The organism is Streptomyces sp. NPDC013457 (assembly GCF_043089925.1).
Classification (GTDB): Bacteria; Actinomycetota; Actinomycetes; order Streptomycetales; family Streptomycetaceae; genus Streptomyces.
The window spans coordinates 410,796-434,396 of the sequence record NZ_JBICBL010000004.1 but is presented as its reverse complement, the minus strand read 5'-3'; the positions used below and the strand labels follow the sequence as shown (position 1 = coordinate 434,396).

General features: G+C 72.0%; 21 protein-coding genes, 1 tRNA gene and 1 pseudogene. 20 read left to right on the top strand and 3 right to left on the bottom strand.

Features of this window, described 5'->3' with window-relative positions:
- Positions 1-21 precede the first annotated feature (21 nt).
- Genes ACF1G2_RS13795 through ACF1G2_RS13780 form a run of 4 tightly spaced genes read left to right on the top strand, consistent with a single transcriptional unit; the run spans position 22 to position 2,704 of the window.
- Entirely contained in the window at positions 22-1,575 is a 1,554-nt protein-coding gene (locus tag ACF1G2_RS13795) for a phage tail sheath family protein (RefSeq protein WP_391798441.1), read from the top strand.
- Positions 1,576-1,596: 21 nt separating this feature from the next.
- Entirely contained in the window at positions 1,597-2,037 is a 441-nt protein-coding gene (locus ACF1G2_RS13790; RefSeq protein WP_352189007.1) for a phage tail protein, read from the top strand.
- Positions 2,034-2,549 carry a hypothetical protein gene (locus ACF1G2_RS13785; protein WP_391798440.1) on the top strand — a complete coding sequence of 172 codons (516 nt, stop codon included), beginning with the start codon at positions 2,034-2,036 and terminating at the stop codon, positions 2,547-2,549. Before ACF1G2_RS13790 ends, ACF1G2_RS13785 begins: the two co-directional genes overlap by 4 nt.
- On the top strand, positions 2,546-2,704 hold the full coding sequence (locus ACF1G2_RS13780) for a DUF6760 family protein (protein WP_018492281.1): 159 nt from the start codon (positions 2,546-2,548) through the stop codon (positions 2,702-2,704). The genes ACF1G2_RS13785 and ACF1G2_RS13780 overlap by 4 nt, the downstream gene beginning before the upstream one ends.
- Before the next feature lie 488 nt (positions 2,705-3,192).
- On the opposite strand, the gene ACF1G2_RS13775 is transcribed toward ACF1G2_RS13780, so the two are convergent.
- Positions 3,193-4,434 (bottom strand): hypothetical protein, encoded by a 1,242-nt coding sequence (locus ACF1G2_RS13775; RefSeq protein ID WP_391798439.1) that lies wholly within the window; start codon positions 4,432-4,434, stop codon positions 3,193-3,195.
- A 370-nt stretch (positions 4,435-4,804) separates the two neighbouring features.
- Between ACF1G2_RS13775 and ACF1G2_RS13770 the strand changes: the two genes are divergently transcribed.
- The 9 genes from ACF1G2_RS13770 to ACF1G2_RS13730 all read left to right on the top strand — a co-directional run bounded on the left by ACF1G2_RS13770 (position 4,805) and on the right by ACF1G2_RS13730 (position 13,925).
- A complete protein-coding gene (locus ACF1G2_RS13770) occupies positions 4,805-6,055 on the top strand; it encodes a hypothetical protein (RefSeq protein WP_391798438.1) in 1,251 nt (416 codons plus the stop codon).
- 144 nt (positions 6,056-6,199) lie between these two features.
- Positions 6,200-6,625 carry a phage tail protein gene (locus ACF1G2_RS13765; protein WP_383177814.1) on the top strand — a complete coding sequence of 142 codons (426 nt, stop codon included), beginning with the start codon at positions 6,200-6,202 and terminating at the stop codon, positions 6,623-6,625.
- A gap of 46 nt (positions 6,626-6,671) precedes the next feature.
- Entirely contained in the window at positions 6,672-7,388 is a 717-nt protein-coding gene (locus tag ACF1G2_RS13760) for a LysM peptidoglycan-binding domain-containing protein (RefSeq protein WP_391798437.1), read from the top strand.
- Positions 7,385-9,166, top strand: coding sequence for a VgrG-related protein (locus ACF1G2_RS13755; protein WP_391798436.1), 1,782 nt, complete (start codon positions 7,385-7,387; stop codon positions 9,164-9,166). The genes ACF1G2_RS13760 and ACF1G2_RS13755 overlap by 4 nt, the downstream gene beginning before the upstream one ends.
- A gap of 105 nt (positions 9,167-9,271) precedes the next feature.
- The gene (locus tag ACF1G2_RS13750; protein ID WP_391798435.1) at positions 9,272-9,583 is read left to right on the top strand and encodes a PAAR domain-containing protein; all 312 of its coding nucleotides are present in this window, start codon (positions 9,272-9,274) and stop codon (positions 9,581-9,583) included.
- On the top strand, positions 9,580-10,002 hold the full coding sequence (locus tag ACF1G2_RS13745; protein ID WP_352189000.1) for a GPW/gp25 family protein: 423 nt from the start codon (positions 9,580-9,582) through the stop codon (positions 10,000-10,002). The genes ACF1G2_RS13750 and ACF1G2_RS13745 overlap by 4 nt, the downstream gene beginning before the upstream one ends.
- The gene (locus ACF1G2_RS13740; RefSeq protein ID WP_391798434.1) at positions 10,002-11,966 is read left to right on the top strand and encodes a putative baseplate assembly protein; all 1,965 of its coding nucleotides are present in this window, start codon (positions 10,002-10,004) and stop codon (positions 11,964-11,966) included. The genes ACF1G2_RS13745 and ACF1G2_RS13740 overlap by 1 nt, the downstream gene beginning before the upstream one ends.
- Complete coding sequence (locus ACF1G2_RS13735) at positions 11,963-12,526, top strand: phage tail protein I (protein ID WP_391798433.1); 564 nt, start codon at positions 11,963-11,965, stop codon at positions 12,524-12,526. Before ACF1G2_RS13740 ends, ACF1G2_RS13735 begins: the two co-directional genes overlap by 4 nt.
- Positions 12,527-12,530: 4 nt before the next feature.
- Positions 12,531-13,925 carry an NADase-type glycan-binding domain-containing protein gene (locus ACF1G2_RS13730; protein WP_391798432.1) on the top strand — a complete coding sequence of 465 codons (1,395 nt, stop codon included), beginning with the start codon at positions 12,531-12,533 and terminating at the stop codon, positions 13,923-13,925.
- Between the two features lie 51 nt (positions 13,926-13,976).
- Here the strand turns inward: ACF1G2_RS13730 and ACF1G2_RS13725 are convergent, their stop codons facing one another.
- Complete coding sequence (locus ACF1G2_RS13725; RefSeq protein ID WP_391798431.1) at positions 13,977-14,507, bottom strand: hypothetical protein; 531 nt, start codon at positions 14,505-14,507, stop codon at positions 13,977-13,979.
- 202 nt (positions 14,508-14,709) lie between these two features.
- Between ACF1G2_RS13725 and ACF1G2_RS13720 the strand changes: the two genes are divergently transcribed.
- Complete coding sequence (locus ACF1G2_RS13720; protein WP_391798430.1) at positions 14,710-17,085, top strand: hypothetical protein; 2,376 nt, start codon at positions 14,710-14,712, stop codon at positions 17,083-17,085.
- 105 nt (positions 17,086-17,190) lie between these two features.
- Positions 17,191-17,367: pseudogene (locus ACF1G2_RS13715) on the top strand (site-specific integrase); the annotation flags it as partial.
- Positions 17,368-17,583: 216 nt separating this feature from the next.
- Here ACF1G2_RS13715 and ACF1G2_RS13710 read toward each other — a convergent pair.
- Positions 17,584-17,655, bottom strand: a tRNA-Arg gene (locus ACF1G2_RS13710).
- Positions 17,656-17,814: 159 nt separating this feature from the next.
- Here ACF1G2_RS13710 and ACF1G2_RS13705 point away from each other — a divergent pair.
- From ACF1G2_RS13705 to thrC, 5 genes are all read left to right on the top strand, one after another.
- Positions 17,815-18,297 (top strand): response regulator, encoded by a 483-nt coding sequence (locus ACF1G2_RS13705; RefSeq protein ID WP_391798429.1) that lies wholly within the window; start codon positions 17,815-17,817, stop codon positions 18,295-18,297.
- 200 nt (positions 18,298-18,497) lie between these two features.
- Positions 18,498-19,541, top strand: a complete 1,044-nt coding sequence (gene nrtL, locus ACF1G2_RS13700) for an ArgS-related anticodon-binding protein NrtL (protein ID WP_391798428.1) — start codon at positions 18,498-18,500, stop codon at positions 19,539-19,541.
- Between the two features lie 11 nt (positions 19,542-19,552).
- Complete coding sequence (lysA, locus tag ACF1G2_RS13695) at positions 19,553-20,944, top strand: diaminopimelate decarboxylase (RefSeq protein ID WP_391798427.1); 1,392 nt, start codon at positions 19,553-19,555, stop codon at positions 20,942-20,944.
- 116 nt (positions 20,945-21,060) lie between these two features.
- A complete protein-coding gene (locus tag ACF1G2_RS13690) occupies positions 21,061-22,353 on the top strand; it encodes a homoserine dehydrogenase (protein WP_391798426.1) in 1,293 nt (430 codons plus the stop codon).
- Positions 22,354-22,359: 6 nt separating this feature from the next.
- On the top strand, positions 22,360-23,430 hold the full coding sequence (thrC, locus tag ACF1G2_RS13685) for a threonine synthase (protein ID WP_391798425.1): 1,071 nt from the start codon (positions 22,360-22,362) through the stop codon (positions 23,428-23,430).
- The last annotated feature ends 171 nt before the right edge of the window (positions 23,431-23,601 follow it).

Below are 23,601 nucleotides of genomic sequence, written 5' to 3'. Positions count from 1 at the left end.
TGGCCACTTCAAGGAGCGAGTATGCCGTCGTACCTCACCCCGGGCGTGTATGTGGAGGAGGTGCAGTCCGGTGCGCGGCCGATCGAGGGAGTGGGCACCGCGGTTGCCGCCTTCGTCGGCTTCGCTGAGCAGGGGCCCTTCCACCGGCCGACGCTGGTGACCAACTGGGACCAGTACGTCCAGACGTTCGGCGGCTTCACGACCGGCACCTACCTCGCCCACGCCGTCTACGGCTACTTCGCCAACGGCGGCGGCACGGCGTACATCGTCCGCGTCGGCGGCCCGGCGTCCGACCAGGCCGACGACGGCCGCCCCGCCGCCCTCCAGGCGCCCCGGCCCACCGCGCTCGGCGGTTTCCTGCTCTCGACCCGCCCCGGCGCCGGAGCCGACGTCTCCGTCGAGATCGCCGACGCCGACGGCGAGAACCCGCCGGAGGACAAGTTCAAGCTGCTGGTCCGCCAGGGCGGCAAGGTGGTGGAGACGTACGACGCCTCCGTCCGCAAGAACGTCAAGGGCTACCTGCTCAACCAGGTACGCGAGTCGAAGCTCATCGAGGTCGCCGAGCAGCCCGGCACGGCGCAGACCCGCCCCGAGAAGCAGACCGTCACCCTGGCGGCCGCCCCCGCCGCCACCCCGGCGGCCTCGGCTCAGGGCGGCGTCGCGCGGATCGACCCCACCGAGTACGTCGGCGACTCCTCCGCCCGCACCGGCTTCGCCGGCCTCGAGGCCATCGACGAGATCACCATGGTCGCCGTACCGGACCTCATGGGCGCCCACCAGCGCGGCGAGATCGACGCCGAGGGCGTCAGGACCGTCCAGCTCGCGGTCATCTCCCACTGCGAGCAGATGGGCGACCGCGTCGCGGTCCTGGACTCCCCGCCGAGCATGAACGCGCAGCAGATCCGTACCTGGCGCCAGGACGAGGCCGGCTACGACTCCCGCTACGCCACCCTGTACTACCCCTGGATCTCGGTCTTCGACCCGGCCACCGGCCGCAACACGACCGTGCCGCCGAGCGGCCACGTCGCCGGCGTCTGGGCACGCAGCGACGGCGAGCGCGGGGTGCACAAGGCCCCGGCGAACGAGGTCATCCGCGGCGCCGTCGACCTGGACGTCCGGCTCACCAAGGGCGAGCAGGACCTGCTCAACCCGATCGGCGTCAACTGCGTGCGCGCCTTCCCGGGGCGGGGCATCCGCATCTGGGGCGCCCGCACCCTCTCCTCGGACCCGGCCTGGCGCTACCTCAACGTCCGCCGGCTCTTCAACTACCTGGAGGAGTCCATCCTCCTGGGCACCCAGTGGGTGGTCTTCGAGCCGAACGACGACCGGCTGTGGGCGAGCATCCGGCGGAACGTCACCGCCTTCCTCACCGAGGAATGGCGCCGCGGCGCGCTCTTCGGACGCACGGCGGCCGAGGCGTTCTACGTCAAGTGCGACCGCGAGAACAACCCGCAGGAGTCCGTCGACCTCGGTCAGGTGGTGTGCGAGATCGGCGTCGCACCCGTCAAGCCCGCCGAGTTCGTGATCTTCCGGCTCTCGCAGTTCTCCGACAGCACCAGCCTCGTCAACGAGTAACAAGAAAAGGTGAAAGCAGTCATGGCAGAGGGCGACGCTCTTTCCACTCATGTCTTCGGCGTGCAGCTGGGCGGCTACATGGTCGAGTCGATCCAGGAGATCAGCGGCCTGTCCTACGAGGAGGACGTGGTCGAGGTCCGTCAGGTGACCCCCGACGGCAAGCTGCTCATCCGCAAGCAGCCGGGCGCGCGCCAGGCCGGCGAGGTGACGATCACCCGCGGCATGGACAAGAGCACCGAGTTCACCAAGTGGGTCAAGGAGACGCTGGAGAACGGCGCGGTCGACTCGGCCCGCCAGAACCTCACGATCGAGGTCAAGGACGCCGCCGGCGAGACCGTCCGCCGCATCCAGCTCATGCAGGGCTGGGCGAGCAAGTGGGAAGGGCCCTCGCTCAAGGCCGGCGAGTCCAGCGCCGCCACCGAGACGGTGACCATCACCTTCGAGGAGATCGTGATCGAATGAGGCGCAGGACGGTCACCTCGGGCGGCCTCGAAGAACTCCTCGAAGCCGCCTCGTCCGCCGAGCGCGCGGCGGCCGCCACTCCGGCGGCCGCCCCGGCCCCGGCGGCGGCCCCGCCCCCGCCGGCGGCGCGGCAACGCGAACAGCTCCAGACCGAGTTCACCTTCGAGCTTCCGCGCGGGTACGTCGACGACGAGGGCACGGTCCACCGCACCGGCACCATGCGGCTCGCGACCGCCCGGGACGAGCTGCGTCCGCAGATCGACCTGCGGGTGAAGGAGAACCCGGCGTACCTGAGTGTGGTCCTGCTCAGCCAGGTGATCACCACGCTCGGCACGATCACCGACGTCCACGCCGGAGTCGTCGAGCGGATGTACGCGACCGACGTCGCCTTCCTCCAGGACTTCTACCGGCGCATCAACAGCGAGGGGCACACGCACGCCGCGGTGACCTGCCCCCACTGCCAGGGCGACTTCGAGGTGGACCTCTCGGGCGGGCGCCTGGGGGAATCGTGACGTACGCCCTTCCCCGGCTGCGGGAGGAGATCGCGTACGTCGCCTATCACTTCCACTGGCAGCGCGAGGACATCCTCGACCTCACCCACGCCGAGCGTCAGCAGTGGGTGAGGGAGATAGCGCGGATCAACACACGGGTGAACGAAGGCGGGTGAGGTGAGGGCATGGGGTTCTGGGACAGGTTCCGACGGGGCGGCGCACAGCCGCCGGCCACGCCCGCATCGGCCACCACGGCGGGGCCGGGCGCCACGGACGCGCCGACGGTCACACCCGCATCGGCTGCCACGGCTGCCGCGCCCGAGGGTCCGGCCGGGCGCCCGGACTGGGACGGGGGCTGGCGCGAGGTCGCCCCGCCGTCGGTCACCATCGCGCGCTCGACGCCGGCCGTCAGCGACGGACTGCGCTTCCGCTCGGGCCTCGCCGCCTGGCAGAACCCCACACTCACCTCGGAGCTCGGCCACGGCCTCATGCCGTCCGCGCCCGCCGGCCTGATCCACGGCGTCGCCCGCCCCGCCCGGGGGCCGCGTACGCCGACGGTCGAGGGCGGCGGCCCGCTTCTGCTGCGCGCCGTGCGGGAACCGGACGCCGAGACTCAGGGAGAGCCGGGGCCGGCGGTGTCGGCCCAGGGCCCCGAGCACCCGGTTCAGCGGCGAACCGTCACACCGCGGAGCACGGGGACGAACGCGGCGCCTGGAGCCCCGACGCGGTCGGCTCCCGAACGGGGTGCGGATTCCGCCGCGACGACTGCGGCGACCGACCCGTTGGTCGTGTCCCGGAGCACGGGGACGGGCGCGGCGCCTGGAACTCCGGCGTCGTCCGCCGCCCCCCGGCGGACGGCGTCGGTCCTCGAGGGCGGGCCCACGGCCACCACGCCGGTGCGGGATGCGGACTCGGGCGCCCCGGCTGCGCCGACGGTGTCCCGTCGTACGACGGAGGCGGCCGGAAGCGGTGCGACCACGGCGGGTACCGACCCGTTGGTGGTGTCCCGGCGCACGGGCAGCACTTCAGCTACGGCCGGGGCCTCGGCCTCCGAGCGTGCGGCGGAGGGCGGACCGGCGGCCACCGCGCCTGTACTGGGCGCGGACTCCGGCACCTCCGACGCCTTGACGGTGTCGCGCCGGACGCCGGACGCGCCCGGAAGCGGTTCGACGACGGCGTCGACCGACCCGCTGGTCGTGTCCCGGAGCACGGGCGCGGCACCCGGAACCCCGACGTCGTCCGCCACCCCCGGGCGGACGGCGTCGGTCCCCGAGGGAGGGTCGGAAGGCGGGCCCGCGCGCATCGCGCCTGTGCCGGGTGCGGGCTCCGGGGCCTCCGATGCCCTGCCGGCGTCCCGGCGTACGGAGGCCGACCCGGCCGCGGACGCGGCGCCCGGAACCCCGACGTCGTCCGCCGCCCCCCGGCGGACGGCGTCGGTCCCGGAGAGCGGGACTGCCGGCACCGCGCCGGTGCTGGGCGCGGACCCCGGCGCCTCCGACGCGCTGATGGTGTCGCGCCGGACGCCGGACGCGACCGGAGGCGGTTCGACGGCGGCGTCGACCGACCCGCTGGTCGTCTCCCGGCGCACGGGCGCCGAGCCCGCTACGGGAGCGGCCCCCACCACCCACGCGACGACGTCCGGGGCGCCCAGGAACGCCGGAATCGTCACTCCGCGTGCTTCGGTGACGCCGAAGAACCCGACTGCGCCCAGCGGTTCGGGCAACCGCGGCGACTCGTCCGTGTCCAACAGATCGGGTACGCACAACGACTCGACCGCGCCCAGCGGGCCGGCCACGCGCGGCGACTCGGCTACGCCCGACAGTCCGGCCGGACCTGGCCGAGACGTGGCTCCTCCCCACACCTCGACCACGGCCCACACCCTCGGCACCGGCAGTGGTATGCCCACGATCCTCCGGCGTACGGCGCCGGCCGCGACGGGCACGCCCGATGCGAACGGACCCACCACCCTGCCCGTCGTCGGGTCGCGCCCGGACGCGTCCGGCGACCCTGCGGGCACCCCTACGGGCCGGCCGTCCGCCACCACCCCCCGGCGGACCCGGCCGGCACCGGTTCGGCCACGCCCGGTCGGCGCGTCGTTGGTCGTGGCCAGGCGCCCGGCGGTCGCACCGCGCGTGCTCGCCGCGGTACCGCCGCGCGCCCCGGCACCCGAGCCGGAGTCGGCACCGCCCGCGAGGGCGGACCGGAGCCCCCGTACGCCCGCCGCCCGACCCGGCCTGGGCGCACCGCTCTCCGAACTCCCGGTCACGGCACGGCGTATGGACCCCACGAACACGACGACCCCGGCCCCCGCACCGACGAGCGAGGCGCCGCCGCTGCCCGTCATGCGACGCATGACCGAGGCCGACGCGACGACCGGTCCCGGGCCCACGACGCGTTCCGGTCTCGGCGCCCCGCTGCGGGAACTCCCGCCGACGGCCACGCCTGCGGCGCCCCTGCTCGGCGGCCGCGAGCGGCGACCGGCCGCGCCCACGGGCCGCACTTCCGTACAGCGTGACGCGGTGAACCCGGGCGGTGCCCCGGCGGTCGCCTCCGGCCCGTCGCAGACACCTTCGGCTCAGCCGCGCCCTCCGCTCCCGCTGGTCCCGGTGGCCCGCGCCGTCGAGAGGGCGGCGGGCCCGGCGGGGTCCAACCCGCCCTCCGGGGGCGCCCCCACCCGACCGGCGGCCGGGCTGATCACCGCCGCCGCCACCGCCGTCCAGCGCTCGCGCCGGCTACTCCCCGAGCGTCCTCTCGTCGTCAGTACGGGCGTGCCCGAGGGGTTCTCGGCGCAGCCCGCTCCCGCTCAGGCGGCCGGCGCCGCCAGCCGCCCGGTCGTGGCCGCCACGTGGCGCCGCGAGCCCGCGCCCGCCCCTGCTTCCGGGCAGCGGGCAGCGGATCGGAGGCCACGGACCGGCCACCCCGCCCGCCAGGTCGGGTCCGGCGGAGCCGCGCCCGAACTCCGCACCGCCACCACCACCGCCCCGGTCCAACGCGCCACCACCGCCCCCGTCCCCACTCCCGCCCCCGCCCCCACTCCCACCCCCGCCCCCGTGCGCGCCGCCGACGCTCCCCCTGTCGTCCCGCGCGTACGTCTCGACCCGACGCCCGGCCACTCCGCCTCCGCCCCAGCCTCCGTGCAGCGGACCGCCTCCCCGCTGCCGATGCCGTTCACAAGAGGCGCCGGACCGGGACTCGGGGCCGAGCCGTCCCCGCCCCCTGTCGTGAAAGCGCCGGCCGCCAACCGGCTTCAGGCCAGGGCCGTCCAGCGCATGGCGCAGGAAGGGCTCGGCGGCGTCCCGGTGACCCCGGTGACCCGCGCCACGCCCGCCACGCCCCCGTCGGCCACCGAACCGACGTCCCCGGCGCCCCCGGCAGCCGCGGCCAAGTCCACTCCGGCCTCCAACCCGCGAGGGCCCGAGATCGAGGAGCTGGCCAGGCAGCTGATCGACCCGGTGGCCCGGCTGCTCCGGGCCGAGATGCGCCGAGGGCGGGAGCGCACGGGACGTCCGTACGACAGCCGCCGCTGACCCCGGCCGCTCACCCCCGCCGCCACCCAGACCCAGACCGGCACACAGACCGGCAAGCAACCGGCGAACAGTCCGGCAAGCACACCGGCAAGCAACCGGCACACAGACCGGCACACAGAACGGGCCCACGGGCCAAGGAGAGAGATGACGGACAGCATCGTCGCGACGAGCGTGTTCTTCCGGCTCGCGATCGGCGGCAACGACCTCGGTGCCTTCCACACCTGCTCCGGCCTCGGCGCGGAAGTGGAGATGCACCAGTACGCGGAGGGCGGCAACAACGGGTTCGCCTGGCAGCTCCCCGGCCGCATCACCTGGTCCAACATCACCCTGACCCGGCCCGTCACCGCGGACACCGCCAAGATCGCCCGCTGGCTCGACGAGATCATCGAGCGGGTCGAGCCCAAGGACGGGGAGATCGTCGCGCTCAGGCCCGATCTCAGCCGCATCGTCAGCTGGCAGGTGCTCGGCATCGTCCCGGTGCGCTGGCAGGGCCCGTCGTTCGACCCGGCGAACTCCCAGGCCGCGATCGAGACCCTGGAGATCGCCCACGAGGGCCTGCGCCCGTCCTGAGACCCGGCCGACCCGGCCACACCCACGGAGAGGAGGTACGTCCGCGATGGCACCCGCCCGATCGAGCCGCGCACGGGCCCAGCTGACGATCATGGAGCCGCCCGCGAAGGTCGGCGCCAAGCCCGGCGGCACCCTGGCCCGCGTGAAGCTCCAGTTCAACCCGTCGACGCTGAGCATGAGCAAGTCCACCGAGTGGCGGCGCACCCCGTCCCGGATGGCGGGCCAGTCGGCCCTGCCCGAATTCGTCGGCAGCGGACCGCGTTCGCTCTCCCTGGAGGTCTTCCTCGACGCGACGGCCAAGCACGACAACTCCGTCGAACAGGCCGTGCAGCAGATGATGACGGCCTGTGTGCCCACCAAGGCCAGCCTGGCCCGCAAGACACCGGCCAGCCCCTGGGTGCGGTTCGAATGGGGAACCTCGAAGACCACCTCGTTCGACGGCGTGCTGTCCAACTTCTCCGTCGACTACACCCTGTTCGACGTCGACGGTAAGCCTCTGCGCGCCACCTGCTCGCTGTCGATCGAGGAGGCGAGCGTCGACCCGCCGGGCCAGAACCCGACGTCGGGCTCGCGCGAGGCACGCCGTACGCACCGGGTCGTCGCGGGCGACAGCCTGCCGCTGCTGGCCTGGCGCGAGTACGGGGACGCCACCGCCTGGCGCGTCATCGCCGAGGCCAACGCCATCGACGACCCGATGGTGCTCGTGCCCGGTACCGAACTCGTCGTGCCCGGCGCCGACGGAACAGCCGAGGAGGACCGATGAGCGCTGCCGGCGAGTCGCGGGGCGGCAGGTCGTTCGCGGCCGACCCGATCGTCGAGGCCCCCGCCGAACTGCCGCCCGCCTGGGTCGCGCAGCTGGTCAGCTGTGTGGTCGACGAGAACGTCGGACTGCCGGACACCGCGCTGCTGACCTACCGCGACCCGAACCACGAACTGCTCACCGCCACCGGCATCACCATCGGCACGCCGCTGAAGATCTCCGTGGTGACCGTCACGGGCCAGGCCAGAGAGCGCCTGTTCACGGGCGAGGTGACGGCCGTCGAACTGGACACCGACACCACGGGATCGTTCACGGTGATCCGGGCGTACTCCAAGGCGCACCGCCTCCAGCGCGGCCGCAAGGTCGTCGCGTACCGCAACATGACGACGGCGGACATCGTCCGCAAGGTCGCCGCCGGCGCGGGTCTGGCCTGCGGAAAGATCGAGGCGGCTCCGGTCACCCATCAGCAGCTCTCCCAGCCCAACGTCTCCGACTGGGATTTCCTCCAGTACCTGGCGGGGGAGAGCGGTGCCCATGTGCGGGTCGACGAGAAGGGCCTGCTCCAGTTCGTGAAGCCGACGCCCGCCGCGTCCGCGCCGGCCCCGTCCACCCCGGCGACCCGCAGCCCGCTGGTCCTGGAGTACGGCCGGAACCTGCTGGCCCTGCGGGCGGTCCTGACGGGCGCCGACGGGGCGGGCAACGTGGAGGTGCGCGGCTGGAACGTGACCACCAAGACCCCGCTGGTCGCCACCCGGCCCGCCGTCCGCAGCACCACCGTCACCCCGGGCCTCAACCCGTCGGTGGCGTCCGCGTTCGGCGCGTCCGCGAAGGTCACCGTCACCGACACCCCGTACCGTTCGCAGGCCGAGACGACGGCCGTGGCCGGCTCGGTGGCCGCGTCGGTGAGCGCCGGGTTCGGCGAGATCGAGGCGGTCGCCGAGGGGAACCCCAAGCTGCGGGCGGGCAAGCCGGTCGCCCTCGGCAACGTCGGCCCCGCGTTCTCCGGCCGGTACACGGCCACCGCCGCCCACCACGTCCTGGAGCCGCAGGGCGGCTACCGTACGACGATCGTCGTCAGCTCCTCGCCCGACCGCTCCCTCACCGGCCTCGCCACGGGCGGGAACGCGCCCGCGCGAGGCTCGCGCATGCCCGGTCTGGCGATCGGCGTGGTCACCGACATCCGCGAGACGGGCGGCGGCCAGCGCGGCTGGGTGAAGCTGAAGTTCCCCTGGCTCGACGCCACGTACGTGACGGACTGGGTACGGACCGTCCAGTGGGGCGGCCAGGGCGGGGGAGGGGTCTTCAGCCCGGAGGTCAACGACGAGGTGCTCGTCGGCTTCGAACAGGGGCTGCTCGACAGCCCGTACGTGCTCGGCGGCCTCTACAACGGCGTGGACAAGCCGTCACCGCACGACGTCCCGCTGGTCGACAGGACCAGCGGCAAGGTCCAGCGCCGCTCCCTGGTGTCCCGCTCGGGCCACCGCCTGGAACTGCTCGACACTCCGCGCGGCACGTCCGGGGTGCGCCTGGCCAGTGGGAACAAGCGGCTGGAGGTGAAGCTCGACGAGCGCCGCAACCGGCTCGAACTGACGGTGTTCGGCCCGGGCGGCAGACGGGCGCTGAGCTCGGTGACGCTGACCCCGAAGGGCATCACGCTCGACGCGGGGACGGGGACGCTCGACCTGAACGGCCGGACGGTGAACATCAACGGCAAGACGGGGGTGACGGTGGACGGCGGGCTGCTGGCGACGATCAAGGCACGGATGATCCGCCTCAACTGATCCCCCCCCACGCCCCACCCCACCCATCCCACCCGCCCCACCCCATCCCACCCGCCCCACCCCATCCCACCTCCCACCCCGTCATCATCAGCAAGGAGAAAGAGAATGCCTCCCGCAGCCCGCGTCGGAGACCCCACGGCCCACGGCGGTGTCATCGGCACCCCGCCGCCCGGCGCCGTCCTGGTCCCCACCGTGCTCATCGGCGGCAAGCCGGCCGCGGTGACAGGAAGCCTGCACGCGTGCGTGCCGCACGCCTACCTCGGCCCGGGCAACGTGATCATGCCGAACCCGCGCGCCGCCGTGACCGGCCCCGTACTGATCGGCGGTCTGCCCGCCGCCTGCGTACGGGACCAGACGAGCTGCGGGGCGCAGATCGTGGCCGGCGCGTTCAACGTGCTCATCGGGGGGCCGGTGTGAGCGAGCGGTTCATCGGCCGGGGCTGGGGCTTCCCGCTCCGGGTGAGCCCCACCGGCGGGATCGGCATGGTGGAGCGCGACCGGGAGATCGAGGAGGCGATCCGTCTCGTCCTCGGTACGGCGCCGGGCGAGCGCCCGATGCGCCCCGAGTTCGGCTGCGGGATCCACGAGTACGTCTTCGCGCCCGGGGACGGCGAGACGGCGGGCCGGATCGGCCACGAGGTGCGGACGGCGCTGGAGCGCTGGGAGCCGCGGATCGAGGTCGACGACGTGGTGGTCGCCTTCGACGCGGTGGACGACGGCATCTTCTACATCGACGTCCGGTACACGGTGCGCTCCACCAACGACCTGCGGAACCTGGTCTTCCCGTTCTACTCCATCCCCTCCCACGAGGGCTCCGACGAGGCGGGAGGACGCTGATGGCTCTGCCCTCACCGAACCTGGACGACCGGCGTTTCCAGCAGCTCGTCGACGAGGCGAAGCGGTACGTGCAGCAGGCGGCGCCGGAGTGGACCGACCACAACGTGTCCGACCCGGGCGTCACGCTCATCGAGACCTTCGCCTACATGGTCGACCAGCTGCTCTACCGGCTGAACCGGGTGCCGGAGAAGAACTACGCCGCGTTCCTCGACCTGCTGGGCGTACGGCTGTTCCCCCCGACGGCGGCGACGGCGGACGTCGACTTCTGGCTCTCCGCGCCCCAGCCCGACACGGTGATGCTGCGGGCGGGCGTCGAGGTGGCGACCGTACGGAGCGAGACCGAGGACGCGGTGGTGTTCGGCACCGCCGCCGACCTGCCGATCGTGCCCAGCTCCCTCACCCGCCTGGTGACCGCCCCGGCGGGCGGCGAGCAGACGGACCGGACGACGGCGCTCGGCGAGGGCCGCGACATCCCGTGCTTCCAGGCGGCCCCGGCCCCCGGTGACGCCCTGCTGTTCGGCCTGCCGATGGCCGTGCCGCGCTGCATCGTCGCCGTCAGGCTCGACAGCCGGGTCGAGGGCGTCGGCGTCGACCCGCGGCAGCCGCCCCTCGCGTGGGAGGCCTGGGACGGCGCCCGGTGGGTGGTCTGCGAGACGGGCTCGGACACGACGGGCGGGCTCAACAGGCCGGGCGAGGTCATCGTGTTCGTACCGGCGGGGCACACCGCGTCGGTGGTCGCGGGCACGCGCGCCGGCTGGCTGCGCTGCCGCGTGACCGCGCCCGAGGCGGGCCAGCCGTTCTACTCCGAGTCGCCGACGATCCGCGAGGCGGAGATCTTCACGGTGGGCGGCACGATGACGGTCGAGCACGCGGAGGCGGTGTACGACACCCTGCTCGGCACCTCCGACGGCGTGGCGGGCCAGCGGTTCCGGCTGCCACGGCCGCCGCTGCTGCTCGACGGCGGACCGGTGGTGGTCGAGGTGTCCTCGGCGGACGGCTGGCAGACCTGGACGGCGGTCGACCACTTCGGCGACTCCTCGCCCACCGACCGGCACGTGGTCGTGGACGCCACGAACGGCGAGTTCACCTTCCCGCCCGCGCTGCGCGAGCCCGACGGCACGATACGCACCTACGGGGCGGTCCCCGACCAGGGAGCCCAGATCCGGGTCCCGCGTCACCGTACGGGAGGGGGCGCGGGCGGCAACGTGGCGCGCGGCGCGATCTCGGTCCTGCGCAGCTCCGTACCGTACGTCGCCCGGGTGGAGAACCGCGAGGCGGCCCGCGGCGGGGTGGACGGCGAGACCGTCGACAACGCCAAGGTGCGGGCGCCGCACGTGCTGCGGATCCGGGACAGGGCGGTCACGGCCCAGGACTACGAGTTCATCGCCCGCGAGGCGGCGCCCTCGGTGCGACGGGTGCGCTGTCTCCCGGCCGTGGCGGGGGAGGGCGGGGCGGTACGGGTACTGATCGTCCCGGACGCGGTCGCCGACGAGGGGGACGACCGGCTCCGGTTCGAACAGCTGATCCCCTCCGAGCAGGTCCTGTCGGCGATCACGGCCCGCCTGGACGAACGCCGCCTGGTCGGCACGCGCCTGGTGGTGGAGCCCCCCGCGTACCAGGGGATCACGGTGGTGGCGCGCCTGATCGCGGACCCGCAGGACGTGGACCGGGTACGGGAGGACGCGCTCGCCGCGCTGTTCCGGCACTTCAACCCGCTGCACGGCGGAGCCGACGGCAAGGGCTGGCCGTTCGGCCGCCCCGTCCAGTACGGAGAGGTGTTCGCGGTCCTCCAACGGGCGTCCAGGAACGCCCTGGTGGAGGAGGTCCGCCTCTTCCCCGCCGACCCGGTGACCGGCCGCCGCGGAGCCCCGGTCGAACGGATCGACGTGGCCCGCAACGCCCTGGTCTTCTCGTACCAGCACCAGGTGGTCGTGGCCCCCGGGGACCTGGGCGGCGCGACATGACCAGAGCAGCGGTCCCCGGCCTGCCGAGCCGCCACCCGATCGGCGGCCTGCTTCCGGCCCTGTACGCGGACGACGACTTCGCCCAGCGCTTCACGACGGGCCTCGACACGGTCCTCGCCCCGGTGCTGTCCACGCTGGACAACCTCCCCGCGTACTTCGATCCGGCGCTCACACCCCCGGACTTCCTGCGGTGGCTCGCGACCTGGCTGGGCGTGGAGCTGGACGAGGAGTGGCCGGAGGAACTCTCCCGGCAGGTCGTGGCCCGGGCGATGGACCTCCACCGCCGCCGCGGCACGCGCCGCGGCCTGGTGGAGAGCCTGCGCCTCTGCCTCGGGGTGGAGGCACGGATCGTCGACGGAGGCGGCGCCACCTGGTCGACGACGCCCGACTCGGAACTGCCCCCGGCACCACCGGGCGAACTCCTGGTCCTGGTCTGGCCGGTCCGCACCCCGACGGTGAACGAGCGCCAGGTCCTGGACGTGATCGCGGCGTCGTGCCCGGTCCACCTGACATGCCGGGTGGAGATCCTCACCGGCCCACCGGAAGACGGAGGTAGCTGAGGCCATGCGCTCATGCCCGGACTGCGGAACGGCGAACGGCGAGACGGACGACTTCTGCGGCAACTGCGGGGGATACCTGGGCTGGTCGCAGGAGGAGAGGAAAGAGGAGAGGAAGAAGGAGGAGGAGCGGGACGAGCCCGAGGCCCCCCAACTCCCTTTGACGCCCCCGGATCTCCCGTCGGCACCCCTGGCGGCGATGCCGCCGTCACTCGCACCGGAACTCCCGGAGGAGGCTCAGCCAGGATTCCTGAGGGGTCTGCTGAGGGGCTTCCAGCAGGACGTGCCGGTGGACCTCCCGACGAACATCCAGGCGGACCTCCCGACGGACCTGCAGGCGGACCTCCCGACGAACCTCTCGACGGGCTTCCCGACGGACCTCCCGACGGACCTCCAGGCGGGGACGGACTCCCGTACGGATTCTCCGACGGAAGAGGAGGAGGAAACCCCCAAGGAGCGCCAGGCACCCCCGCCCCGCCCCGCCCCGACCACCCCACCGAGGCCCACACACAGCCCCACGAACACCGTCACGCCGCCACCGATCCCCACGAGGACCCCCACCTCCACGCCCACGCCCGTCCCCACGCCCACTCCCACGCTGCCACCGACTCCCGCGGCGGAGTCTCAGGTAGGGGCGGTGAAGCCGGCGAAGCCGATCGCGCAGCGCCCGAAGGTACGTCCCACTGCGGCACAGGCGGAGCAGGTGGGCCCCCCGTGCCCGTCGTGCGGAACGCCGAACGCCTCGGACCGCCGTTTCTGCCGCCGCTGTGCGACCCCGCTGCGGGCGACGGCGAAGGCGGCGCCGCTGCCGTGGTGGCGGACGGTGTGGCCGTTCCGCCGCCGGGTGCGCTCGGGCTCGGGCCAGTGGGCACGCCGAACGGTGACAGCGGTCGTGGTGCTGGGCCTCCTGGTGGGGGGCTACTTCCTGATCCCGGCGGGCCGCTGGCTGTACGAGGACGTACGGGACAAGCTCGCGAAGGCGACGCACATCACGCCGGCCTCGGTCGAGGCGACGGCGTCGGTCCCGAAGCACGGGCCTGCGCTGGCGACGGACGGCCTGACCAACACGTACTGGGGCGCGCCCGCGGTCGGCGACGCGCTGACCTTCACGTTCCGCTCTCCGTTCCGCCTGGTGGACGTGGTGGTCCACACGGGCGTCTCGAAGAAACCGGAGGCGCACCGCAACCAGGCCCGCCCGATCAAGGCGGACCTGCTGATCACGGCGTCGGACGGAACGACGAAGAAGAAGACGATCACCCTCGCGGACAAACCGGGCCCTCAGACGATCCAGACGGGCCACAGCGACGTGGTCTCGGTCCAACTCATCCTCACCGAAGCGGCAGGCTTGACCGAGGGCCGCCATATCGCCCTGTCGGAGGTCGAGTTCTTCAAGAGAAGCTGACGGCTCAAGGCCGTCGGCGGAAGTACACCCGGATCGCTGCGCAGTCGCCCGCTACTCGTCGTCCTCGTCGTCCTCGTCGTCTTCGTCGTACCAGCCTTCGATCATGCCGACGAGCCGTTCGTCGATCGGGTTGTCGAACTCGTCCTCGGTGGCGAGGAGCCGGCGCAGCGTGTTCAGGGGGTACCAGTGTTCGCCGGGCTTGGCGTCGGGTGCGCCGACGCAGGGGGTGTCCAGGTACGCGGGGTCCGGGACCGCCGGATAGAACGCCGGGAGCAGGCCGAAGGTGACGTCCGGCTCGAACTTCCACACCCAGCCCTCGCGCCGTCGGCGCAGGGTCTCGCCGATGTACCACACGGCACCCTGGACGAAGGGGGAGCGGCGCTCTGCGGTGACCTCCTCCGACTCGGCGAACCTCTCCTCGACGAGGTCTTCCAGGGCATCGAGCGAGGCGTCGGAGAAGTCGAACCGGTCGACGCCGCCGGCTTCCTGGGCCCAGCTTTCGAAGGCGTCCTGCCGTTCGGTGAGCCATACCAGGAGGTCGGGGTGGCGGGTGGAGTCGTAGTCGGAGGGGGGTGTGGTCATGGCCCGAACCTACCGAACCGCCCTGCCACCCGCTCAGGATCTTCGCGGAGTCATCACACGACACGTCAACAACCCATTGCACATGGGGAGTTGACGCCACCTAGTGTGGTGGGTCGGCGGGAACGGGCACGATACGGGGGCCCCTTGTCCGGCCTGCCCTCGCAGTCTTGAGTCCCGTGGCCCCCACGACCAGGGACACTACGTGAGCACATCCATACGAAGGCGCCTGAAAAGGCGCCTCTCTGCCGCGCTGGCGGTCGTCTCCTCGGCGGCGGTGCTGCTGGTCGGCCTGCCGTCCGTGGCGTCGGCCGCGCCGGGGGACTACGCGAAGATCACCGGCGGCAAGCGGTGCGATCAGATGCATCTGAAGAAGACCGTCCCGCGTACGCCGAACAACTCGGGTGCGCCGACGGGGCAGCACCACTGGACGAAGTCGGGCCCGGACGAAGAGTTCTACTACAACAACGCGTTCAAGGGCTTCGAGAACGTTCCCGCGCCCACTGCGGCCGAGCTGGGGCAGGTCACCGGCAGCCGCGCGGACATCGACAAGTGGGACAAGGCGTTCGCGGCCTCCAAAGACCCGGAGGACATGCGCAAGGCGATCTACTCCCGCTACAAGCGGCACCAGAACGAGTCGAACAGCCCCAGGCCGTTCGGCAAGTGGAAGGTCAACCTGATCAGCGCGCAGCACAGCAAGCAGAAGGGGGGCACGTTCGAGGTCAAGGCGGTTCAGGACTTCAACATGGTCGGCCCCGACTGGCTGTGCGAGGTCACGATCGAGATCTTCGACAAGGACGGCAAGAAGATCGCCTCCCGGCGGTACGACTCCTACAACCAGCGCACCGGTGAGCTGGGGGAGTTCAAGTCCGACGGGAAGCGCAAGCCGGCCCAGCTCCGCGCCGACAGGATCATCCTGCGGCACAAGGACGCGAAGCACGACTTCACCCGGCACCGGCTGACGATGTTCACGTCGGAGAAGCCGAACGGGGCCACCACCCGCGACTACAAGGCCGAGAACGCCAAGCTGCGGGCGGAGCGGGGGACGGGGAACAACCCGATCCGGATCGCGGAGCGCCGGGCGACCGCGAAGGGCCTGTGGCCGCAGACGAAGTACACGAAGACGTACAACGTCTTCAACCCGCTGCCGAACCGCGGCACCCAGGGCCCGGGCGCCTCGATGGCCTACGGTTCGGGCCAGAACCCGGCCCAGGCCAGGCAGTTGCAGAACCAGTACCTGGCGAACAACGGCCAGTCCGCGCTCGGCCGGGGCCCGGGCGGAGTGGACTTCTCCACCCTGGAGCTCCAGTACGTCGGCAACCCGGTCAAGGGCAAGGCCCTGGACTACTCCATGAAGGCCGACCTCATGCCTGACGAGGACGAGAACCCGGGCTGGGGCGGACAGGCGAAGCTCGAACTGGCCTCCGACGCCCTGTTCACGTGGCTGGCGCTCACCCCGGACCGGCAGTGGGTGAACCTCAACCCCGACCAGCCCGACACCATCATGGACAAGGCGTTCGGCGAAACCGACGCCGGCCGTGTCCTCCTCGTGGCCGACATGGAGATGAAGCGGGACTTCTCCCGCGCCATGGACCCCAAGAAGTCCCCCGGCAAGGAGTTCATGAACGCCGCACCCAAGGTCGACGGGGTGCCGTGCTGGGGATCGGGACGCAACTGGATCGTTCCCGGCCGGGCGAAGGTCCGCGAGCAGGACGGCGGGATCTACATCCTCGACGCCCCGCTGGAGGTCAACCACGCGGCGATGGACTTCGACACCCCCGTGCAGGGGGAGGACTGCTCGAAGAAGCTCAGCAAGGAGGAGAAGGAGCGCAGCCACCGGCTGATCACCCGCTACCTCGTCCCGCACGTCGAGAAGCAGATCAACACCGAGCCCAAGTACGCCGACCTGCGCCGTGTCTACAAGTCCCGCGTCGCGGCCGAGTGGATCCGCCAGCGGGACGCGAAGAAGGCCACCGACTTCCGCCCCATCATCGACAGCAACAACCTGAAGCGGTGGCCGCTGCGCGGTGAGAACGCCGACTGGGACAAGCGGACCGTGTGGAAGGAGATGGTGAAGTCCTTCACCAAGGGCGACTTCACCTATGAATGGCCCCTCGGTGACGGCCGGATCTACACGTTCTTCGTCGGAGGCGTCGACTTCGCCAAGGCCCCGAAGCGGAACGTCACCGGCGTCGAGTTCACCGCCCAGCACCGTGAACTGCCCCGCACGACGAAGGACTCCGTCCGTACGGAGACCTCCGCCCGCGACAGCGACACCGCGTTCCTGGGCGGCAACGGCGCCGGCCTGACGGATGACGGCAAGCCCGACCCGACGCCGACCCCGACGCCGACCGATCCGCCCACGTCGCCGGGCCCGGACCCGACCAAGCCGGGCGACGGTGGCACCGGCGGCAGCGGAGGCGCCACGCCTCCGGCGAACCGGCCGGACCCGGACGGCGACCTCGCCGACACCGGATCGGACACCCCGATCGGCCTGATCTCCGGCATCGCCGCGGCGATCGCCGCCACGGGCGCGGCCCTGATGTGGTGGATGCGGCGCCGCCGCACCGTCCAGGAATAGCCCGAAGAGCACAGGGCCCCGCCCCCGGTCCACCGGGGGCGGGGCCCTTCCCCATACGCCGCCGATACCGACCGCCGCGCTGACCGGCTGCCCTGACGCACCCGGCTCGCGAGCCGGCCGTACGACCTTCGGCACTCGGCGCTGTCGACCTGGCTCAACGCGGGCGTCGATCCGACCGAGGTGGCCGAGCGCGCCGGCGACAGCGTCGAGGTTCTGTGTCTGGACGGGCGCCGGGACGTCTCCAACCGGCGCATCGAGGAACTGCTCCGCGCATACTTGTGAGGGCACGTGACCCGTTGAAGGCTCCCTGGCATTCCACCTGGCGGCCTCGTCGTTTCGCCAGTCCCACCTGGGGCGTTGGGGGACAAGATCCCGTCCACGCCTCGTCCACAGACCTCGTCATACGGCGACTCTGAGCGGCACACGCCTGCACAACGCAAAAGACCCCGTCCTCAGCGTCAACGCTGGTGGCGGGGTCTTTGGGCACTTCCTGCGAAGTGCCCCCGGCAGGATTCGAACCTGCGCACACGGCTCCGGAGGCCGTTGCTCTATCCCCTGAGCTACGGGGGCGTCCGCCGCGTTCGGCGGCGACGGGTAGAACCCTACCAGCATCCGAGCCGTGCCTGTGAACAGGTATTTCCGTCGAGTCACCGACCCCTCGTTCCCTCTCACGGGTCGGAAGTGGGCAAAACCCGGACGCAGCCACTTCCGGCGACCTACTCTCGTCGTGTGTCAGGCATGTCCGGTCGGGTGCTCGTTGTCGATGACAACCGGGTGATCCGGCAGTTGATCAGGGTCAATCTCGAGCTTGAGGGCTTCGAGGTCGTGACCGCGGCCGATGGTGCCGAGTGTCTGGATGTCGTGCATCAGGTTCGGCCTGATGTCGTCACCCTCGACGTCGTCATGCCCCGGCTCGACGGGTTGAGCACCGCTGAGAGACTTCGCGCCGACCCGCGGACCAGCCATCTGCCCGTCGCCATCGTCAGCGGCTGCACCCAGTACGAGATGGACAGCGGCGTCGCCGTCGGGGTCGACGCCTTCCTCACCAAGCCCTTCGAACCCGCCGAGCTCGTGCGCGTCGTGCGCAAGCTCATGCACCGCGACGGGCGCGAGCCCGGCCAGCGGCGTGGCGGACGGGAGGGGCCGTCGGGCGTCGACGGCAGACCCGACGGGCGGCCGCACAGCGTCCGGCACGCCCGTACCCGCCCCTAGGGACTTCTTCTTCTCTCTCACGTTCGGCGACCGCGAGAGCCGCGAGAGCCGCGAGAGCCGCGAGAGCCAAGGCGACCGTGCGACCCTCGCCCGTCGAGCCCGCGCCCCTGCATCCGCCGAGCCCGCCCCTGCTCCCGCCCCCTGCCCGCATCGCGAAACCGGTTCGCGTTTCCACCCCCCCTCTCCCATACGCTTGTCCCGTGACCCCCGCGGACCTCTCCCTCACCGTGCTGCACGCCGTGCGCCGTGCGGTCGATGACGGTGTGCTGCGGGTCGACGTTCCCGAGAGGGTCAAGGTCGAGCGGCCCCGGCCCGGGGGGCTCGGGGACTATGCCAGTAACGTCGCCCTCACCCTCGCCCGCGCCGCCCGGCGTCCGCCCCTCGATGTCGCCGCGATCCTGCGTGACCGGCTCCACCCGAGCCCCGGGATCGCCTCCGTCGACATCACCGGGCCCGGGTTCCTGAACTTCACCCTGCAGACCGGTGCCCAGCAGGAGCTCGTGCGCGAGATCCTCCGGCGCGGTGAGCGGTACGGGCGGGTCGAGCCCACCGGTCAGGTCGTCCAGCCCGCCTACCGCGCCGACGTGCGGGCCGCCGTCACCGCCGACGCCGTGCGGCGCGTCCTTCTTTTCCAGGGGTACGCCGTGCGCACCTCCTGCGAGGACGCCGCCGACCCCGCCTGGGCCGATCTCGGGGTACGGATCGAGGTCGAGGAATCCAGGGGCCGCCTCGTCACCGACATCGCCCCGCTGCCCGTCCCGTACACCGCCGCCGAGCTCCTCGGCCGCTTCGGGCTCGACGCCGCCCGCTGGGGGCTCCTCTCCGCCGCCGGTCATGACCGGGCCCCTCTGGACGAACTGCTGCTGCGGCAGGACGAGGGCAATCCCCTCTTCCGGGTCCGGTACGCCCACTCCCGCGCCCGCGCGCTCGTCCGGAACGCCGAACAGCTCTCGTTCCACAGCGATGTCCGTGAGAGCGTCGACGCGCCCGCCCTCACCCGCGCACTCGGCGACCACCCCGCCGTTCTCGCCTCCGCCGCACGCCACCGCGCCCCCGACCGGGTCGCCCGGCATCTCGAAGTCGTCGCCGACGCGCTGCTCGACTTCCAGCACACCGTCCTGCCTCTCGGCGACGAGAAACCCTCGGCCGCCCACCGCTCCCGGCTCGCGCTCGCCGAAGCCGCCGGGGTGGTGCTCGCCGGTGGCCTCTCCCTGCTCGGCATCAGCGCACCCGACCAGATCTGAAAGATGCAGACATGAGCCGTTCCGCCCACCCCGCCGGGCCCCGCCACGCCGACGTCCTCCCCGAGGGCCACTACACCGCCCCGCCGGCCGACCTCAACCGGCTCGACCCCAAGGTCTGGGCCCGGACCGTCCGTCGTGACGACGAAGGGCAGGTCACCGTCGGCGGTCTCACCGTCGAAGAGCTCCGCGAGGAGTACGGCACGCCCGCCTACATCCTCGACGAGGACGACTTCCGCGTCCGCTGCCGTGCCTGGGCCGACGCCTTCGGCGCCGACGCCGACGTCTTCTACGCCGGCAAGGCCTTCCTCTCCCGCGCCGTCGTGCGCTGGCTCAAGGAGGAGGGGCTCAACCTCGACGTCTGCTCCGCCGGTGAGCTGAGCACCGCCCTCTCCGCCGGCATGCCGCCGGAGCGCATCGCCTACCACGGCAACAACAAGTCCGAGGCGGAGATCCGGCGGGCCGTCGAGGTCGGCGTCGGGCGCATCGTCCTCGACTCCTTCCAGGAGATCGTCCGCGTCGCCCACATCGCCGAATCCCTCGGCAAGCGGCAGCGCGTCCAGATCCGTGTGACCGTCGGCGTCGAGGCCCACACACACGAGTTCATCGCCACCGCCCACGAGGACCAGAAGTTCGGCATCGCGCTCGCCGGCGGACAGGCCGCCGAGGCCGTCCGGCGCGTGCTGAAGCTGGACGGACTGGAGCTCATCGGCATCCACTCGCACATCGGGTCGCAGATCTTCGACATGGCGGGCTTCGAGGTCTCCGCCCGCCGCGTCGTCCAGCTCCTCGCCGAGGTGCGCGACGAACACGGCGTCGAACTCCCCGAGATCGACCTCGGCGGCGGCCTCGGCATCGCCTACACCTCCGACGACGACCCGCGCGAGCCCCACCACATCGCCAAGGCCCTCCACGAGATCGTCACCCGGGAGTGCGCCGCCGCCGGGCTCGCCACGCCCCGCATCTCCGTGGAGCCGGGCCGCGCCATCGTCGGGCCCACCGCCTTCACGCTGTACGAGGTCGGCACCGTCAAGCCGCTCGACGGGCTGCGGACGTACGTCAGCGTGGACGGCGGCATGTCCGACAACATCCGCACCGCGCTGTACGACGCCGAGTACAGCGTCGCGCTCGTGTCGCGGACGAGTGACGCCGAGCCCATGCTGACCCGTGTCGTCGGCAAGCACTGCGAGAGCGGCGACATCGTCGTACGGGACGCGTTCCTGCCCGCCGACATCGCGCCCGGCGATCTGGTCGCCGTGCCCGCCACCGGCGCGTACTGCCGGTCGATGGCCAGCAACTACAACCACGCACTCCGCCCGCCCGTCGTCGCCGTCCGCGACGGCGAGGCGCGCGTGATCGTCCGGCGTGAGACGGAGGAAGATCTCCTGCGTCTCGATGTCGGGTGATGAAATAGATGTCTCAGGATCCGGACGAGGGGCAGAAACCCTCGTCCGGTGAGTGAGACTGGTCCAACCGTAGAGATACGAAGCAGTACGAGAAGCAGTACGAGAGACGAGGTCGGATGATGCGTACGCGTCCGCTGAAGGTGGCGCTGCTGGGCTGTGGTGTGGTCGGCTCAGAGGTGGCGCGCATCATGACGACGCACGCCGACGACCTCGCCGCGCGCATCGGCGCCCCGGTCGAGCTCGCCGGCGTGGCGGTCCGCCGCCCGGACAAGGTCCGTGAGGGCATTCCCGCGGAGCTGATCACCACCGACCCGACCGCGCTGGTGAAACGCGGCGACATCGACGTCGTCGTCGAGGTCATCGGCGGTGTCGAGCCCGCCCGCACCCTCATCACCACCGCCTTCGAGCACGGCTCGTCGGTCGTCTCGGCCAACAAGGCGCTCCTCGCCCAGGACGGCACGAGCCTGTACGCCGCCGCCGACCAGCACGGCCAGGACCTCTACTACGAGGCCGCCGTCGCGGGCGCCATCCCGCTCATCCGGCCGCTGCGGGAGTCCCTCGCCGGCGACAAGATCAACCGGGTGATGGGCATCGTCAACGGCACGACGAACTTCATCCTCGACAAGATGGACACCTCCGGCGCCGGTTACTCCGAGGCGCTCGACGAGGCCACCGCCCTCGGGTACGCGGAGGCCGACCCGACCGCCGACGTCGAGGGCTTCGACGCCGCCGCCAAGGCCGCCATCCTCGCCGGAATCGCCTTCCACACCCGCGTACGCCTCGACGACGTCTACCGCGAGGGCATGACCGAGGTCACCGCCGCCGACTTCGCCTCGGCCAGGCAGATGGGCTGCACCATCAAGCTGCTCGCCATCTGCGAGCGGGCCGCCGACGGCGAGTCCGTCACCGCGCGCGTGCACCCCGCGATGATCCCGCTGAGCCACCCGCTCGCCTCCGTCCGCGAGGCCTACAACGCGGTCTTCGTCGAGGCGGAGGCCGCCGGGCGGCTCATGTTCTACGGCCCCGGTGCCGGCGGCGCCCCGACGGCGTCGGCCGTCCTCGGCGACCTGGTCGCCGTGTGCCGCAACAAGCTCAACGAGGCCACCGGCCCCGGCGAGTCCGCGTACACCCAGCTGCCCGTGAGCCCCATGGGCGACGTGGTGACGCGGTACCACATCAGCCTCGACGTGGCCGACAAGCCGGGCGTCCTCGCCCAGGTCGCGACGGTCTTCGCCGAGCACGGCGTATCGATCGACACGGTCCGCCAGCAGGGCAAGGACGGCGAGGCTTCCCTCGTCGTCGTCACCCACCGCGCGCCCGACGCAGCCCTCTCCGGGACCGTCGAGGCGCTGCGCAAGCTCGACACCGTGCGCGGTGTCGCCAGCATCATGCGTGTTGAAGGGGAGTAAGGACCCATGACCAGCAAGGGCACCCACCAGTGGCGCGGCATCATCGAGGAGTACCGGGACCGTCTTCCGGTCACGGACACGACGCCGGTCGTCACGCTCCGTGAGGGCGGCACGCCGCTCGTTCCCGCTCAGGTCCTCTCCGAGCGCACGGGCTGCGAGGTGCACCTCAAGGTCGAGGGCGCCAACCCCACCGGGTCCTTCAAGGACCGCGGCATGACCATGGCCATCTCGAAGGCCAAGGAGGAGGGCGCGCAGGCCGTCATCTGCGCCTCCACCGGCAACACCTCGGCGTCCGCGGCGGCTTACGCGGTACGTGCCGGGATGGTCTCCGCCGTCCTCGTGCCGCAGGGCAAGATCGCGCTCGGCAAGATGGGCCAGGCGCTCGTGCACGGCGCGAAGATCCTCCAGGTCGACGGCAACTTCGACGACTGCCTCACGCTGGCGCGCGGTCTCTCCGAGAACTACCCGGTGGCGCTGGTCAATTCGGTGAACCCGGTCCGTATCGAGGGTCAGAAGACCGCCGCCTTCGAGATCGTGGACATGCTGGGCGACGCCCCCGACATCCACGTGCTGCCCGTCGGCAACGCCGGCAACATCACGGCCTACTGGAAGGGGTACCGGGAGTACGCGGCCGACGGCCTCGCCACCCACACCCCGCGCATGTGGGGCTTCCAGGCCTCCGGCTCCGCACCGCTCGTACGCGGTGAGGTCGTCAAGGACCCGTCGACCATCGCCACCGCGATCCGCATCGGCAACCCGGCCTCGTGGGACTACGCGATCGCCGCCCGGGACGAGTCCGGCGGCTTCATCGACGAGGTGACGGACCGTGAGATCCTGCGCGCCTACCGGCTGTTGGCCTCCCAGGAGGGTGTCTTCGTCGAGCCCGCCTCGGCCGCGTCCGTCGCCGGCCTCCTGAAGGCCGCCGAGCAGGGCAAGGTCGACCCGGGCCAGCGGATCGTCTGCACGGTCACCGGCAACGGCCTCAAGGACCCCGACTGGGCCGTCGCCGGCGCGCCGCAGCCGGTCACCGTCCCGGTCGACGCCGCAGCGGCGGCCGAGCGCCTCGGCCTCGCGTAAGCCGTAGGCACCCCCCTGACGAAGTTCGCCTCTCCGGGAACCCCCGGAGAGGCAAACCCGATCAGGAACGTACATAGGCGCACAGGAAGGCATGCGACACGCATCGTGCGCCTCCTGTGCGCCCTATGTCGCCACAGAACCTTCCTTCGATAGGCTGTACCGAACCCGCCC